Origin of the sequence: Streptomyces bicolor (assembly GCF_000719285.1) — a bacterium.
Lineage (GTDB): Bacteria > Actinomycetota > Actinomycetes > Streptomycetales > Streptomycetaceae > Streptomyces > Streptomyces bicolor.
Genome location: NZ_JOFS01000050.1, coordinates 1 through 15,117 on the forward strand (window position 1 = coordinate 1; position 15,117 = coordinate 15,117).

Sequence of the window (15,117 nt, forward strand, 5' to 3'; positions counted from 1 at the left end):
CACCCCCCACCACACCCGCGCGACGGCCCCCGGCCGACGCGCAACACACGACCAACCCGCGCCCGATCCCCGAGGCCGCCGCACCGACCACACCCAACCCCCACCACCTTCTCTTCTACTTGGGCAGGGAGCAGCGGCCGCAGAGGGGATGTCAGCAGGCGCACCACAACCGACTGTTGGCGTGACCTGCGGTGACACGGAAGCCGGCCAACAGGCCGCGCAACACCCAGCGCAACCCCTATCGCAACGCCGTGGCGCAACATCTGGCGCAACTCGCAGCGCAACAGGGGTTCCATCCGAACGATACAGACACTATTATTTGAAGTCCTGGGGGAGGCGACCCCTGGGAACCGCAAGGGACCAACGAAGGGGAACACGTGGAAATCCAGATCAAGGGCGGAATCGTCCGGCGGGTACGGGGCGGCGAGGACGCCCCGCTCAACAGCCTTTCCATCCAGGCTCGGACGGTCGCGAACTTCCTGTCTCTGGCGTGCCGCCGGGCGGGAGCCAGGATCGTGCATAACTCCGACGCGGACTACACCGGAATCCGCTTCGACACCAAGGTCGGTCCCGTCGTGCTGGAAATGCCGACGGGTGACGACCCTTACCGGATCGTGCACGAATTGATCGAGCCGGACGAGTACGGCCGCACTCAAATTGAGATGCGTCGATTCCCGCAGATCTACAAGCCCCAGGGAATCGCGTTCATGACCGGTGAGTTCCTCCGGTCTCGCGGGTTCCTGAAGTAATCCGCTCGGGGCGCCCCGGGGTCGGGGCGCCCCTTCCACTCGGCATCACCGGAAGGAGAAGGGAAGCCATGGAGAACACGCGGATTGCAGGACAGGCCCGGACAGCCGGGGAACCGCTCACGGAGGCCGAGGAGGACCAGGCCCGTTACGTGCTGCGGGAGTTGGTGCGCAGCGAGAGCGACCCGGAAGCGCTGAGGGTGTCGCACGAGCAGCTGGAGATGGTCCGGCCGTTCTTCGAGTTGGGTTGGGCCATGGGTGTGCGCACCGGGCACACCGGCCCGGCCCTGGCGGATGTGCCGGTCGCCCGGGCTACGGTTGACCGCGCGTTCCTGGGACTGCTGTCCGGGCGGGTGACCAATCAGCTCGTGATCGCGGTCGCGCAGATCCTTGACCCGCAGGACGAGGGGCCGGTGCTGTGGCAGAAGGTCAGGTATCACGGCAGCCTGACGCAGCGTCACGGTACCTACTGGGTGCAGGCGATCCACGCGCACGCTGGACCGGTCGGCGGAGCTCACACGCTGCGCTATGACCTCTGCGAGATACGCGGCACCGTGCCGGTCACGAAGGTCACGAACGTACGGCGGGTGAGCCTGACTCCGCTTTCGCATCACCGTACATGGGTCTAAGTGCGCAGGTCAGGGGTGGGTTTACCCACCCCTGAAAAACACTATTATTGGAGTTGTTCGGGGGGCGGTGGCTCCGCCCCCCGAACCGCAGAAACCAACAGCGAAGGGGAAACACCGCATGACTCAGCAGTTCGCCGAGCGCGCCACGAACGTAGCCCCCACCGGTGCCCGCAACGCCGACCTCTCCGACCTGGTCCGCATCCTGGAGGACGGACAGCGCCGCAAGCTGGACGTCATCGCCCCCGCGTCCGCGCTCCGGATGCGTGAGGGAAACGTGCACGTCGAAGGCGTCGAGTCCCAGATCACGGAAGACGGCGTGACGAACGTCGACGGCATCTACCGGCCCACCGCCGTAGCCGACGAGGGGATCTCTGACAAGCTGCGCATCCCGCTGGCCTACCTGCGCCGCATGCGCGCGGAAAACGTCCCGCTGCTGGACGAGAACGTCAACGCGTGGATGCGGCAGGAGCCGGGACGCCGTTTCATGCTCCGTGCGTTCCGGGGCGAGAACGGCCCCGGCATGCCCGGCGAGGGCGTGGCCCGCGCGCTGCTGTCCGACAGCTACAAGCTGATGGACAACCTTGACATGCTGCTCGCCGCGCTGGACGGAGTGCAGAAGTCCGGGCACCCCACCCGCATCACGGGGTGCGACCTCACCGACCGCCGCATGTACGTGCGCGTCGAGTCCGAAGCGGTCGCGATCCAGGCCCGCAACCTCCTGCGCGGCTACCGCTCCCCGTTCGACGGCCGCAGCGGTGACGAACTCCCGATGATCTCCGCCGGGTTCGTCATCACCAACAGCGAGGTCGGAGCCGGGGCGTACACCATCACCCCGCGCGCGGTCATCCAGGTCTGCCGCAACGGCCTGACCCAGACCAAGGACGTGATGCGCGCCGTGCACCTCGGAGGCAAGCAGGACGAGGGCGTTGTGTCCTGGTCCGGCCAGACCCAGCGCAAGACGCTGGAGCTGATCACCTCCAAGACCACCGACGCCGTGCGCACCTTCCTGTCACGGGAGTACGTCGAGGCCAAGGTGTCCGAGATGGAGGCCGCCGCCGGGAAGACGCTGGACGAGCCGACGAAGACGATCGAGCACGTCACCAAGTCGCTCAGCATCGGCAACGAGACCAAGGACATGATCCTTTCCCACTTCATCCGGGGCGGGCAGATGACGGCGGGGGGCGTGATGCAGGCCGTCACGTCGACCGCGCAGACGCTCACCGACGCCGACCAGGCCGCCGCCCTCGAAGCGCTCGCGGTGCCCGCCCTCACGGCCGCCGCCGCGCACGGCTGACAGACCCCCGTGCGGGCCGGGCCGAACCCGAGAGCGCGGAGCGCGCCCGCCGCGCCCCTGCCGCGTAGCGGCAGCGCGACGCGTCGGCGGAGCAGACCGCGCACCCACAAGACCCTTGTGTGCCCGGGCGCAGTGCGGCCGGCCTCCGGCGCCCACCGCCCCGTTCCCGCAAGGAGCCCTGATGCCTGCACGCCCGGAGCTCATCCACCCCGGCGACGCCGCCATCGCGGCAGCCATGAGCCGCACTCTCACCGCCCTCACCGCCGTGTTCCAGGCACTGGGCGACGGCGAACACACGCTCAACCTCGTAGCCCAGCGGACCGACGACGCGTTCGTCACGGGCCGAACCGATCTCTCCATCGGCACGAAGCCGATCCGCCTGGCCGTACTGGACCGAGATGAGTTCTGCGCCCTGCGCACCCTGCTGGTGTTCGCGCTGGAGGGCAGCACCATGCGCGGCGCCGTCATGGTCGCCACCACGGCCGCCGCTCCCAACCCCCGTGCGTGCGGCTGGACCATACGTGATGGGTGGCTTCACCCCATGGACACGGCCGAGCTCCAGGCCGCCGTCATTCCGTGCCCCGGCGTCTCCGCCGTCACGCGCGAGGTCTACCCCGCACCCGTTCTTCCCCAGCTTTCCGACTCCGACGAGGAGGACTCGCATGCCTGAGCCCGAGCTTCCCCGGCCCGACAACGCCGCCACGGCGTCCGCCATGGGCCGCGCCCTGCACGCACTGGCCGCGTTGTTCCCCGCCCTCGGCGAGGGAAGCCACGAGCTCAGCATCACGGCCGAACGCGCGGACGGCACGGAGGTGAACGCCGACCTGTACGTGACCGTCGAGCCAGGCACGTGCCGTGTGGATCACTCCGCTGAGGAGTATGTGCAGTTCTTCGTGCTGCTGACGTTCGCCCTGGAGGAGAGCACCGTGTGTGACGCCGTCCTGGTCGCCATGACCGCCGACGCTGGCCTACGAGCCTGCGGGTGGGAAGTGCGGGCCGGATGGCTGCACCCCATCGGCCCGGCCGAACTCCAGAAGGCCGCCACGTCCCTCCCCTTAGACGACGCCGCGCCCCTCGTGGTCTGCCACGCCCCCGAACTGCACCGCCCCGACAAGACCGCCGAGGAGCGCTCATGAGCGAGAAGCCCGCCGCCACCCCGGACGGCTACTGCACCAACAAGGAGCCCGTCTCCGGCACCATCCGTCAGATCAACGCCACCGCAACGGGCCGAAGTTCTTCCACCTTCACGGCCGCCGCTACGCCGCATGTCCGTGCGGCCGCGACAGCGTGTCGCTGACCGACCGGGGCAATCTGCACCGCCACAAGCAACCGCAGGAGTAGCCCCCGCAGACGCCGTCCACGCCCCTCCCCGGTACGGGGGCGTGGACGGCCGCCCCGGCCAGCGCGCCACTGGCCGACTGCCGCCCCCCACCCGCATCCTTCCCTTCGGTGAGCGCGGGGCGGCAGGCCCCAGACCCACCCGGTCGACCCACGAGGAGCAGGAGCCCATGACCAGCCCGAGCCTGACCATCGACACGCCCGCTGGCCTAGTGCGCGCCACCGCCGGCCCCCGCCAGGCCGACGCCGTCGTGTTCGAGTTGGGCGGGGCGATGCGCGGCAGCGTGCACGTCACCGGCACCACCCATCCCCGCCACTGGGACCAGTTCACCGCCGTACGCGCCATCGACTTCGACCCGTGGCAGCCGTCGAGCCTGTGGCGCGCCGGGTACGCCGCCCGGCACTACCAGACCCCAGTCATGCCCGCCCGGACCCTGGCCGCCCACATCCGAGAGCTCCCGTCATGAGCGGCCAGCCGCGGCCGTGGCGCCCGGAGGACTTCGACGACCGATGCGAGACGTGCGGCGCACCCGCAGGCCAGCTGTGCCGCTCTTGGTGCCACACCGGTTACACCGCCGAGGACGCCCGCCATGACGCCGAGCTCCGCGACCAGAAGGCGAGCAGTCACGCGCCGAGCACCGCTACCAGCCGCTCGAAGGAGTGAACTGAGTGCCATGACAAGCAAGTTGATATCGCAGGAGCAGTTCGACGCGTTCGCCGACGAGGTGGCCGGGGAGCTGGGTACGCACTGCCGGACAGCCGAACTCACCGACTACGAGCGCGGCTTGGGTCGGCTCATCATTGACGACGACGGCCGCGCTCTGCGCCTGTGCCAGCCCGACGATCGCCGCCCCGACCGTCTGAAGATCTCCGCAGCACTGCCGGACGAGACCAAGATGATCGCGCCGTCGATCGGGGTCACGGCCATCTCCGCGCGCCATGTAGCGCACGAGATCACCCGGCGGCTGTATCCGCTGCACGTCGAAGCCGCGCAGCAGGCCGCCGAACTCGCCGCCCGGCAGCAGGCAGAGGAACAGGGTCGCCGCGCCGCCAACGGAAGCAGTGGCCGGCGCACTCCCCGGCGCCCCGATTGAGGAGAAGTACCGGCTCACCCGGATCATCTGGGAGCACGACACCAGGCCGCCCGGCGAGCGCGGCCCCGTCCAGGTCGACAGCGTGACCGTACTCGTCGGTCCCTCCGGGGACTGGGTACGTGTCGAAGCGTCCGGCCGCCCCGACTCTGTGACCTCCATACTGGCCGCATTCGCTCAGACCTCACGGGAGGGAAAAGAGCAAGTCAGGGGCGGGTTCCCACACCCCTAAAAGACACTATTATTAGCGGTTGGGGGCGGTTGCTCCTCTCCGGCCGCGCCTCACCGGCCCCTGCTCCAGTCCGCAGGCACTCCCCAACCGCTCTGGGCGGGAGACAGCTCCCCCAGTCCGGCTCCCAGAGCGGGCCGCGCCCCGCCCCAGTCCAGACGACGGGCGCGGCCCGCACAACCGAACACCGAGGTGCTGTAGCTCAGTTGGCAGAGCGCGGATCTTATAAGTCCTGAGGTCGTGGGTTCGAGTCCCACCAGCACTACTCCAACACCGTTCCGCCTGACAGGAGTTGTGATGACTGACACCGAGGTCGCCCCGGACCCCAAGACGCCCGCCGACGCGGCCGCTAGGGTCCTGGACGCCATCGAGGCACAGCCCGACGTCTTCAGAATGGACCACTGGGCGTGGCTGGCCGACACCATCCGACTGGCCCCCGAGGAGGCTCCGGCGTGCGGGTCCCAGCTGTGTGCAGCCGGATGGGCGGCGCACGTCACCGGCTGGACGCTCTGTCACTGCGCGACAAGGAACAGACAGAGGTCATCGGCCTGGACGACGACGGCGACGAGTACGACACGGTCGCCAGCGTCTAGGCGGAGCGCGGCGAGGAGCGCCGCCTGATCTGTGACGTTGCCGCCAAGGCCCTCGGTCGCGCAGCCAGACGTTCTGGTACGCCGACGCGCCCACCGCGCTGAAGCGGCTTCGCGAGATCGCCGGACGCTGACCAAATCATCCGGCCGCCCCACCGGTGGCCCCAAGCCTGCGTAGCTCAGCGGTAGAGCGGCCCCACTCGCGGGTGGTCAGGGGTTCAAATCCCCTCGCAGGCACGGCACCTACCGATCGCCCGGCGCCCGAACACGCGACCCGCGCCAGTGCGCACCGGCTCGCTCTCCGCCACTGGACCGACCAGCCCACCGGAGGTCACGATGGCTGACACCGTCCCGGCCGATGTCGCCCGCGCGTTCACCGACGCCTGGTGTAACACCGTCCTCACGTCCGACGTCGCCACGAGCCTCGGATGCACCGAAGTGGACACCCTCGCGGACCTGCTCCGTGCCTTTGGCGCTGAGCAGGCCGCCGACGAGTGGATCGATGCCCACGCCGAAGACGACGAGCCGAACGACGCCCATTTTCAGGGGACCGTGCCCCCAGATACCTCGCTCGCCGCCGACGGGATGCGCTGGAGCCCCGCCGCCGACGCCCAGGACGAACGATGAGTGACCCCGCGGGCACCGAACGCCACCCGGTGACCGTCGACGGCGAGCCCTTCGGATTCCTGCGCCGCCGCCACAGCGGCGCCGGGACGTACGCACAGCACCAGTTCGAGGCGTGGCTGTACGACACCGGCGAGTACCAGGACCACCGTGACGGCGTGCTCTACGTCAACACCTGCGCGAGCCGCGCCGACGCCATGGTCGATCTCGCCTGGCGGCGCAGCGTCGGTCCGGTCGAGGACGATCTCAACCCCGCCCTCGGGGTCGTCATCGACGAGGAGTTCAACAGGTACGACCCCGGTATCCCCGATGCCCAGGTGGACAGTTTCATCGACGGCACACTGGAGGTGTACAGCGTCGCCATTCTGCGCGCCTACGCCGCACCGCACCCCCGGCGCGGGCAGTTCTACGCCGACACGTCCACCTTCACCTGGGGCCTGACCGCCCCGTCCGGCCTGGAAGGCATACCAGGTCGGCGCCCAAGTCCCTGGCCGCATACGCCCCCCATCTCTGACCCTGGCGTACGGTTTAGCCCCCCCGTTTGCGCAGGTCAGGGCCGGGTTCACATAACAGCAACTCACACTATTATTAGCGGTGAGCTGGGATGGTCGCCTCCCCCACCTCACTCAGGAGGTGACGCCCCCTCCGCTTCCCCTCCAGCCCCAGGAGTTGTCATGCTTCGAAAGCTACGCCGCGCCATGCGACCGGCACGTCTCCGCCTTCCCGCCCGCCGATTCACCGCCGGGATCGTGGTACAGCCGCCCACTGCGCGCGATGCGCTCGGGATCGACGCCACCGCCCAGGAAGCCATCGCCTACAACCGCGTCCGTGTCGCCACCGCGACCGCCGTCGCCCTCTACCGCAGCGGATACACCCTGCCGATGCCCGACGGCGACCTGGACGACGCCGTGCGCGCCCTCGACTTCCCCTACTCGGTCCCGAGCCCGGAGACCCGCGCGTCCATCCGCGCCGCGCTCGCCGTCCTGGAAGCCGACTACACCGTCACCGTCACCCACTGACCACCCGTCCGCCCCTGGCCGTGGACCGCCCCGCCCACGGCGGCCCACACGGAAGGAGTCCCGGTGTTTCTCGTCGTCCCCGATCCCGCTCACGGACTCGTCGCGGCGCCCGAGTCCTCCGACGACCTTACGCCCGCCACGGAAGAGATTCTTGCCGCCCAGGGGTTCACCTGGAACGCCGAGATCGAGGCGTACACCCGCCTGGCCGACCACGGCCCCGCGGCCGTGGACCACACCGCGGGGATGCTGCGCGACCTGGGCCACTACGTCTTCTCCGCGCACATGCCGCTACCCACCGACTGAGCGCCGCCCCGCCGGCCCCCCGGCTACCACTCCCCACGCCTTGCGCAGATGGAGTTCCGTCACGCCCCGACGCCGTCCCCAGCCGCACAAGCCCGCCCGGTACACCGCCATCGAGCGCGAGGGACGCCACCATGTCATTGACCAGCTCCACGGGTACGCGCTCAGCAACTGCGCCACCGCCACGGCCGCCGAGGACGCGGTACGCGAGCTGACCGCCCACCCGACGGCCGCGATCAAAGCCGTCGAGGAGCTCGACGCCGCCCAGAGGGGACCGGCCGCCACCGAGCGCCGCATCCTGCGCCGGTACGGATACGGCTTCAGCCTCCGCCAGGACGAAATACTCTCCCTGCGCAGCGAGTTCAGCCATCACCGCCTGGATACCTGATCTCCAGTGGTCATCTGGCCATGGTGTTCAGCCAAGCCGGTCTGCCGTTCTACACCATGCCCGAGCGGTACGCGCAGCTGGCGCCCCGCTGGATACGCGACGGCGACGAGTCCTTCCCGGCCGCCGACCTCGCCCGCCTCGAACGCCCTTGTCCCGCCCTGGAGTTGCTGCCAGCACGCGAGCGCTACGAGCCGTGTGAGTTGCACGGGATCGCGCTGTGACGGTGCCTGATCTGCGGGCCGCGCGAGGACTTCGAGTGTCAGTGGGGCGAGTGCACCGCCAACCACGTCACCGCCTATTGCGAGCGCTGCGTACGCATGGACCGCCAGCGCACCTTCCCGCTGCCGCCCCGACGAGAGCACGACTGGCCTTAATGCAGCAGGTCAGAGGGCACCTAGCCACCACCATAAAACACACTATTATTTTATTTGGCGGGAGGGGGTGACACCCCCGACCACCCCAATTCGCCGAAATGGCAAGGAGAAGGAGAGCCGCTATGGCCATCGCCGTCTCGACCCCGCCCACCGAGCCCGGCGCCCACGTGGAGGAGGACGCGCCGCAGATCGTCTACCTCGACCCGGCGCTCGTGGTGCGTGACGAGTGCAACGCTCGCGAGGAGGACACCGAACCGGACGAGGACCTGATCAACTCCGTCAAGGCGATCGGCGTCGAGGAGACCATCAGTGTCCGGCCCAGGCCCGACGGCACGTACGGGGCCTTCAAGGGCTGGCGGCGCGCGCAGGCGCAGCACTTCGCCAACGCCACCGCCGAGCAGGACGGCCGTCCGGTGCGCAAGATCAAGGCGCATGTGCGGGAGGATCTGGTCGGCCGCGACGGCTGGACCCGGTTCCTGTCTCTGGTCGAGAACAAGCACCGCGAGGGGATGAGCGAGCGCGACATCCTGAAGTCGTCCGAGCTGGCCCTGATCGACATGGACGAGGTGGAGCGGAGCCAGGCCGCCAAGGCTCTCGGTGTCGGCCGCAACGCCGCCAAGCAGGCCAGGGCGGCCCAGAAGCTCGATGACGCCACCCTGCGGCGGGCAGCGGCCGGAGGCATGGACCTGGAGCAGACCGCCCAGCTCGCCGAGGTCGAGAACGTGCCCGGCGCGGAGCGCCGCCTTCTGCGGGCGCTTGAGCGCGACCACGAGGAGGGCAACGGCGGGCGCGGGCACTGGGACCAGGCGATGGCCCAGCTGAAGGCCGAACAGGCCGACGCCGCAGCCCGGATCAAGGCCGTGGAGGACCTCAAGGCGGCGGACATCCCGCTGCTAGGCACGCCGGGGTACGGGAAGAAGGACCCGTCTCGGCCCCTGACAGAGCTGACCACCGGGCTGGGCAACCCGCTCACCGAGGACAACCACAAGGGCTGCCCCGGTCACAGCGCCCGGCTCGATGAGGAGCAAAAGCCGGTATGGCACTGCTCCGACCCGGCCGCGCACGGCCACAAGGTCCGCCCGACGCCGAAGAAGCCCAAGACCGAAGAGGACGAGCAGAAGGCCGAAGAGCGCGCCCGGACCGTCGCACACAACCGCGCCTGGAAGGCGGCCGCCGGACCGAGGCAGGAATTCATCAAGCGGCTGGTGCGCGGCAAGAACCTGCCCGATGAGGCCCGGGTGTTCGCCCAGCGGATCATGCTGGAACTGCCCCGCTTCTACGGCAAGTGGGCGGACAAGCAGCGCACCGAGACCCTGGCGCTCCTGCTGGGGGCAAAGGACCCCAAGAGCGAGTCGGCCGCCGACGTCGCGGCCAGCTTCCCCAAGAGCCGTCTCGCGAACGTGCTGTTCGCCCAGGTCGCCGCCGCGTTCGAGGACGACATCCGCGAACCCAAGAAGTTCGACACGGCCCGGATGACCCAGGTCTTCCTTTGGGAGTCCCCGGACCGGCATCAGGCCTCCTACCTGCTGCTTCTGGAGTCGCTCGGCCAGGCCGACAACGGCAGCTACCAGCTGTCCGAGGTCGAGGACCAAGCGGTCGCCCCCCACCGGCCGGACGCCTCCGCCTGACCACACGCACCCCCAAGCCCCGGCCGGGCACGAACATGCCCGGCCGGCCCGCATCCCCACGTCGCAGAGAGGCAACCCAGCATGACCGTCACCATGGACGACGTCGTCGACTTCATCAGCCGGCTGCCGGACGCAATCAAGGTCGCGAAGGTCCAGGAAGCCTGCGCACTGCGGCTCCACGCGATCGACAAGGAAGCTTTCGCGGGCATCGTGGCCGGACGCCGGGCCCGCATCAACAAGTCGCTGCGCCCGGCCCTGCTGCGCGGCCTCACCGGCACCGTGCAGGAGCGCAACCGCACCGGCACCCGCGCGGGCTTCCTGCTGGACGAGGAGTCCACCCGCATCCTGCGCCGCGACCCGCGCAACGGCGATCCGGGCAAGCCCAAGTACCGCATCCCCGAGGACGTGCCGCGCTTCCGGCTCCCGGGCAGCGGTATCCCCGTCGCCTGCCTGGAGCTGATCGAGGACGACTAACCGGGACTGACGGCGCCGCCCCGCAGCGGGCGGCGCCCGCCGCCCGATCAACCGGCCGGCCCCCGCCCCAGCCCGGCCCGCACGTGAAAGGCAGTCATGACCGACCAGCAGCAGGCCCCGTCCCCCGACCCGGACGGCGACGCCCCCGACCGCCCTGACCCTCACCGTACTGCGCCACCTGGTCCGCGAGGACTGGAAGGACTTGCCCGCAGACACGCTTGTCGTCCTGGCCCGCGACGCCGAGGGCGAGCTCTTCTCGCCGTTCTCCACCTACAGCTTCTCCCGGTGCGCGCCGACGCACAGCGACCTCGTCGGCGACGTCTTCCCGTTGGCGGAAGAGCTGGAGGAGGACCAAGAGCTGCGCGAGCTGTACGGGGACAGCATCCCTGATACGGCCGTCGCCGCGCTGGCGCTCTACCCGCTCGGCTGAGCGAACACCTGCGGGCGGGGCGACGCCCCATCGGCCGCCCCGCCCCGCGGGCCGCCGACTCCCTCTTGCCCGGGCCTCTGTCTGGCCCCGGTCCCCACGAAAGCGACGTGTCACCGCCATGTCCGCCCCAGCACAAGCCCCCCGGAAAGGACCGCAGGACCCGGTGCTGGTCATCAGCGACAGCACCGACGACGATTCGGTCGGCCTGCGGACGCCCCAGGTCCCATGCCTGCACCTGCCGTCACCTCTGTTCAGCGCCGAGGAGTACCAGTGCACCCCGCTCATGCTCCTGGATGACCGCAGCTACACCGGCTTCACGCTCCGCCACCTACCGCACCACCCCGGCCTGATCGTCATACTGGTCGACTCCGACGACGGCACCATCTCCCCCCGCGCCGCCGCCATCGGCGCCGAGGCCGTCATCCGGGCCCAAGACAACCTCGCCTGGCTGCACCTGCGCCTGCACGACGCCACCGACTGCCGCTACGCCCACTGGGAAGCGCTCCTGGCCGGCGGTCCGGCCGACCCTCCACCGGCCAGCAACTGACGCCCGGCAGCCCGAGCGCCGTCGCACCCCGCCGAGCACTCCCGCGATCCGAAGGAACTGCCCCATGCACGCCATACCCCAACGCTGTGCCCACCGGCCGCGGGCGGGCTGGTGGTGCCGTACGCGACCCTGATCCACAACGGCCACGCGGCGTTCGGTGTCCTCGACGCCGACAAGGCCATCACTGCCTTCCGCCGGCGCCTGTGCCAGATCTGCGAACACCCGCTGGACGCGCGGTGCTTCCTGCTCGCCCGCCCGGCCGACGTACGCAAGGGCTGCTCCCCGGAACCGGCCCTGCACCCCGAGTGCCTGCCGTACACCGCCGCGCACTGCCCGATGCTGAACGGCACCGCCACTCACTACCGCCGCAGCCCGGTCCTGGCCAGCCACACCGCCGGCCGGCCCTGCACCAATCCGTCCTGCCTCTGCCCGTCGCGCACACCGGATAAGGGTCACGCCGCCCGCAGCGGCAGCCGAGCCGACCGGTACGAGGCCTGGGTGATCCACACGCGGAACTACCGGCTGGTCTCGCTGCCCGAGGTGCCCTCGGGCATCAGCCGCGACGTGCCCGTCCTGCGTAAACGGGTGCTGCGCACCGCACCCCTCACCCCCGACCAGCAACACGTGATGGATCTGATCAACGCCCGCATGGACGAGGTCTGACCGCCCCCTATCTCACGTAAGGAGACTGCCGTGTTCATCAAACCGGACCCGGCCACGCCCGAAGGCGAGGCCATCATCGACCTGGCCGACCTGATGGACGACCTGCGGAAGCGCACCGGCGAATGGCCGGGTGCGGACACCGTCGACATCCTCGAAGGGTGGCTGCGCCGTTTCAGCTTCGAGATCTCAGGAGACCTGCCCCAGCAGGCGACCGGCCGGGCATGGGTGCTGCGCCGGTGGGACCGGCACGGCGAAGACATCACGCTCTGGTCCGACGAGGCCTCCGGCCGGGCCGCACTGGCGCACGATGTGCGCAAGTCCTGGGACAACGTGGCAGGCATGGACGGTGTACCGCACCGGCCGCCTGCCGACCACCAGACGGCCGTGGACCTCTTCTACGGCCCGGAGGGAAGCCACGAGGAACAGGGCTACTCGCTGTACGCCGCCGACATCTCCCGTCACATACGCGCGCCCCTCAGCCTCAGCCTCTCGGACGCCGAGGCCTGCGCGGAGGCGAACAGCTCGGCGGTCTTCCACCCCCAGGAGAACCCCGACGACGAAGGCCTGCCCTGCATCCAGCTCGCGGGCATCCTCGTGTTCGCCTACCTCGACGCCGACCGCGGGGCCATACGGGTCTCCGTTCATCTGGACACCACCTACGAGCAGTTGGTCAGGGCCGACGGCACAGTCCCGATGCAAGTGGAGATCGAGGACACCACGGTGTTCGACAACCTCGCCCCGCCGCCGGCCCACGCGGAGCCGACCGGATGGAAGGCCTTCATCCTTCAGCTCGCCCGCCGTACCGCACTCTCCGACGGCAGCAAGCGCCGACAGGGGGTTGACGCCAACCCCGAGAAACACCATTATTTGCAATAGGAGGTGTGGGCATGGCCCCGTCCGTCACGCACGTGTCCGGCACCGTCGCCGGTGACGTGGAAGTCCGCTTCACCCAAGACGGCATCGCCGTCTGCCGGTTCCGCCTCACCGAGACCCCTACGCAGTGGGACGCCGCCACGCAGAAGTGGCGTGACCTGGAGCCAATTCCCTACATCTGCACCGCCTGGCGGGACCTGGCCAAGAACGCCACCGAATCGCTCGTCGACGGAGTCAACGTCCTGGTCAAGGGACGCATCACCCGGATCCAGGACGACTCCATCTACCTGAGCGTCGACGACCTCGGCATCAGCCTGCGCAGGCGCATCGCCTACACCGAGACCAGCCTGCCCAGCCCGATCGCCGCCCGCCCGGTCACCGCACCCCCGGCGCCTCAGCCCGCCAGCGCGTCCCGCCCGGCCACCGGGCGGCCGGGCAGCCCACCTGCCTGGTGGGAGCAGAAGCGGGCCTCCAACTGGTCCTAGCCCGGCCTCTCCACACCAGCGGCCGACGGCACTCCCCTTCCCGTCGGCCGCTGACCACTTCCCCCTTCGCCCGCCCCGGCGCGGCACCGGTTCGCCTGCCGGTGCCGCGCCCTGCCCGAAAGGCCGGCCGTCATGCCCGCACACGCCCTGACCGAACGAGCCGCACGCGCCGCGCTCGCCGCCCACTTCACCCCCAGCTAACTCGCCACCGAACTCGACGAGTACACCCCGTCCGAGGTGTGGGACCGGCGTGTCCGCCACGACGGAAGCGGGCGCCTGGCCCACTACCGGCCGCACGAGGAACCCGCCCAAGCAGAGCTGACCTGCCAGTTCGTCATCCCCTCGGACGGAGAGTGGCCCACCGCCCTTGCGGACCTGGGTCCGGCCTGCCCGCTAAGCCTGTGGGTCCGCGGCCGCGAGCGACTGCCGCAGTTGACCGACAGCACCGTCGCCGTGACGGGCAACCGGGCCCCCACCGAGCAGGCCGTCACCCGCGCGCACATCTTCGCCACCGCCCTCGCCGAGAACGATCACACCGTCACCGCCACGCTCGCCTAAGGCGTCGACTCCACCGCCCACCAGGCCGCCACCGAGGCGGGCCGAGCGACACTCGCCGCTCTGCCGCGAGGCCTGGACGACGCCCACCCCCATGCCCACGCCATCCTCGCCAGCGGCGGCGCGGCGGTCAGCCTCTACCGGCCCGGCACCGCAGCCAGCGGCGCGACGCTGAAAGCCAGCGCCGTTCTGCTGGCCGCGCTCGTCCAGGCAGTGATCCTCATCGAGGCCCTGGACCACGTCGAGGCGATGCACACGGCCGAGACCGCCATCGACCTCCACCGCCCCCTGCTCGCCGCGCCCGCCACCGGCGACGTCCGCTCCAGCGGCAACGCCCGCCTGCTCGACGAGCAGCTCGCCCTGAGCAGCCTGGACCCCCACCTCGCGCTCGCCCTGCCGCACGCGCGCGAGGCCCGCCCCGGCGACATCGCCGACGGCGACCTGCTCCTGGCCGCGATCGGGGAGCACGGCGCCGACTACTTCACCACGCCCTACACCGCCCACCCCGAGCCCTTCAACCCGTCATACCAATGCGGCGTGTGCTGCCTCGTCACCGAGCCCGGCGAGGTGGCGGTGCTCTCCAACGGCGATCCCTGGGACGCCTGCGACCCGTGGCCCGCCGACGACCACCTGCCCATCGTCCCCGCCGAGCGGCGGCCCGACCGGCCTCTCAAGGAGTGAACGGCCCGCCATGCCCCGTACGACGTACACGCCGTCGCTGCCCGGCCTCTCCTCCGCCGATGAAGACCTGGACACGGTCATCAACTGAGGCCTGAGGGCTGACTCCACCGCATACATCGCGCGCGTACTCACCGATCCCGCCGCCCACGGGATCGACCT

Annotated in this window: 22 protein-coding genes, 2 tRNA genes and 1 pseudogene; all 25 read left to right on the forward strand. The window is 70.1% G+C overall.

Translation table 11 applies throughout. From position 1 onward, the window contains the following. Positions 1 to 377 precede the first annotated feature (377 nt). The 25 genes and pseudogenes from IF78_RS0139250 to IF78_RS50080 all read left to right on the forward strand — a co-directional run bounded on the left by IF78_RS0139250 (position 378) and on the right by IF78_RS50080 (position 14,958). Positions 378 to 749, forward strand: a complete 372-nt coding sequence (locus IF78_RS0139250) for a dTDP-4-dehydrorhamnose reductase family protein (RefSeq protein ID WP_031487286.1) — start codon at positions 378 to 380, stop codon at positions 747 to 749. Between the two features lie 68 nt (positions 750 to 817). Then, on the forward strand, positions 818 to 1,375 hold the full coding sequence (locus IF78_RS50055; RefSeq protein ID WP_031487287.1) for a hypothetical protein: 558 nt from the start codon (positions 818 to 820) through the stop codon (positions 1,373 to 1,375). Between the two features lie 118 nt (positions 1,376 to 1,493). Then, entirely contained in the window at positions 1,494 to 2,669 is a 1,176-nt protein-coding gene (locus IF78_RS0139260; RefSeq protein WP_031487288.1) for a hypothetical protein, read from the forward strand. Between the two features lie 181 nt (positions 2,670 to 2,850). Further along, the gene (locus IF78_RS0139265) at positions 2,851 to 3,339 is read left to right on the forward strand and encodes a hypothetical protein (protein ID WP_031487289.1); all 489 of its coding nucleotides are present in this window, start codon (positions 2,851 to 2,853) and stop codon (positions 3,337 to 3,339) included. Continuing rightward, positions 3,332 to 3,805: a hypothetical protein gene (locus IF78_RS0139270; protein ID WP_031487290.1), complete on the forward strand. Its 474-nt coding sequence runs from the start codon at positions 3,332 to 3,334 to the stop codon at positions 3,803 to 3,805. Before IF78_RS0139265 ends, IF78_RS0139270 begins: the two co-directional genes overlap by 8 nt. Beyond that, positions 3,802 to 3,966, forward strand: coding sequence for a hypothetical protein (locus IF78_RS47025; RefSeq protein ID WP_234439953.1), 165 nt, complete (start codon positions 3,802 to 3,804; stop codon positions 3,964 to 3,966). The genes IF78_RS0139270 and IF78_RS47025 overlap by 4 nt, the downstream gene beginning before the upstream one ends. A gap of 211 nt (positions 3,967 to 4,177) precedes the next feature. Continuing rightward, entirely contained in the window at positions 4,178 to 4,474 is a 297-nt protein-coding gene (locus tag IF78_RS0139280; protein WP_031487291.1) for a hypothetical protein, read from the forward strand. Then, the gene (locus tag IF78_RS0139285; protein WP_031487292.1) at positions 4,471 to 4,671 is read left to right on the forward strand and encodes a hypothetical protein; all 201 of its coding nucleotides are present in this window, start codon (positions 4,471 to 4,473) and stop codon (positions 4,669 to 4,671) included. The genes IF78_RS0139280 and IF78_RS0139285 overlap by 4 nt, the downstream gene beginning before the upstream one ends. A 10-nt stretch (positions 4,672 to 4,681) precedes the next feature. Next, on the forward strand, positions 4,682 to 5,101 hold the full coding sequence (locus tag IF78_RS50060; protein WP_234439954.1) for a hypothetical protein: 420 nt from the start codon (positions 4,682 to 4,684) through the stop codon (positions 5,099 to 5,101). A gap of 417 nt (positions 5,102 to 5,518) precedes the next feature. Further along, positions 5,519 to 5,592, forward strand: a tRNA-Ile gene (locus tag IF78_RS0139295). A gap of 187 nt (positions 5,593 to 5,779) precedes the next feature. Beyond that, on the forward strand, positions 5,780 to 5,920 hold the full coding sequence (locus tag IF78_RS48720; protein WP_158751638.1) for a hypothetical protein: 141 nt from the start codon (positions 5,780 to 5,782) through the stop codon (positions 5,918 to 5,920). Positions 5,921 to 6,085: 165 nt separating this feature from the next. Beyond that, positions 6,086 to 6,154 (forward strand) — tRNA-OTHER (locus IF78_RS0139305). Between the two features lie 99 nt (positions 6,155 to 6,253). Further along, entirely contained in the window at positions 6,254 to 6,544 is a 291-nt protein-coding gene (locus IF78_RS0139310) for a hypothetical protein (RefSeq protein ID WP_051828564.1), read from the forward strand. Beyond that, entirely contained in the window at positions 6,541 to 7,560 is a 1,020-nt protein-coding gene (locus tag IF78_RS50065; protein ID WP_234439955.1) for a hypothetical protein, read from the forward strand. The genes IF78_RS0139310 and IF78_RS50065 overlap by 4 nt, the downstream gene beginning before the upstream one ends. A 63-nt stretch (positions 7,561 to 7,623) precedes the next feature. Next, positions 7,624 to 7,863, forward strand: coding sequence for a hypothetical protein (locus tag IF78_RS0139320; RefSeq protein ID WP_031487295.1), 240 nt, complete (start codon positions 7,624 to 7,626; stop codon positions 7,861 to 7,863). Between the two features lie 40 nt (positions 7,864 to 7,903). Then, the gene (locus tag IF78_RS50070) at positions 7,904 to 8,248 is read left to right on the forward strand and encodes a hypothetical protein (RefSeq protein WP_234439956.1); all 345 of its coding nucleotides are present in this window, start codon (positions 7,904 to 7,906) and stop codon (positions 8,246 to 8,248) included. A gap of 20 nt (positions 8,249 to 8,268) precedes the next feature. Then, positions 8,269 to 8,469: a hypothetical protein gene (locus IF78_RS50075; RefSeq protein ID WP_234439957.1), complete on the forward strand. Its 201-nt coding sequence runs from the start codon at positions 8,269 to 8,271 to the stop codon at positions 8,467 to 8,469. Positions 8,470 to 8,744: 275 nt separating this feature from the next. Then, a complete protein-coding gene (locus tag IF78_RS0139330; protein ID WP_031487296.1) occupies positions 8,745 to 10,250 on the forward strand; it encodes a ParB/RepB/Spo0J family partition protein in 1,506 nt (501 codons plus the stop codon). A gap of 81 nt (positions 10,251 to 10,331) precedes the next feature. Then, positions 10,332 to 10,724: a hypothetical protein gene (locus IF78_RS0139335; RefSeq protein WP_031487297.1), complete on the forward strand. Its 393-nt coding sequence runs from the start codon at positions 10,332 to 10,334 to the stop codon at positions 10,722 to 10,724. 202 nt (positions 10,725 to 10,926) lie between these two features. Then, positions 10,927 to 11,154 carry a hypothetical protein gene (locus IF78_RS44400; RefSeq protein WP_234439958.1) on the forward strand — a complete coding sequence of 76 codons (228 nt, stop codon included), beginning with the start codon at positions 10,927 to 10,929 and terminating at the stop codon, positions 11,152 to 11,154. A 163-nt stretch (positions 11,155 to 11,317) separates the two neighbouring features. Next, on the forward strand, positions 11,318 to 11,701 hold the full coding sequence (locus IF78_RS0139345) for a CpaE-like family protein (RefSeq protein WP_031487298.1): 384 nt from the start codon (positions 11,318 to 11,320) through the stop codon (positions 11,699 to 11,701). 114 nt (positions 11,702 to 11,815) lie between these two features. Further along, positions 11,816 to 12,364, forward strand: a complete 549-nt coding sequence (locus IF78_RS0139350; RefSeq protein ID WP_031487299.1) for a hypothetical protein — start codon at positions 11,816 to 11,818, stop codon at positions 12,362 to 12,364. 30 nt (positions 12,365 to 12,394) lie between these two features. Then, complete coding sequence (locus IF78_RS45240) at positions 12,395 to 13,240, forward strand: hypothetical protein (RefSeq protein ID WP_051828570.1); 846 nt, start codon at positions 12,395 to 12,397, stop codon at positions 13,238 to 13,240. 11 nt (positions 13,241 to 13,251) lie between these two features. Further along, positions 13,252 to 13,722: a single-stranded DNA-binding protein gene (locus tag IF78_RS0139360; RefSeq protein ID WP_031487301.1), complete on the forward strand. Its 471-nt coding sequence runs from the start codon at positions 13,252 to 13,254 to the stop codon at positions 13,720 to 13,722. A gap of 237 nt (positions 13,723 to 13,959) precedes the next feature. Then, positions 13,960 to 14,958: pseudogene (locus IF78_RS50080) on the forward strand (DNA-processing protein DprA). The last annotated feature ends 159 nt before the right edge of the window (positions 14,959 to 15,117 follow it).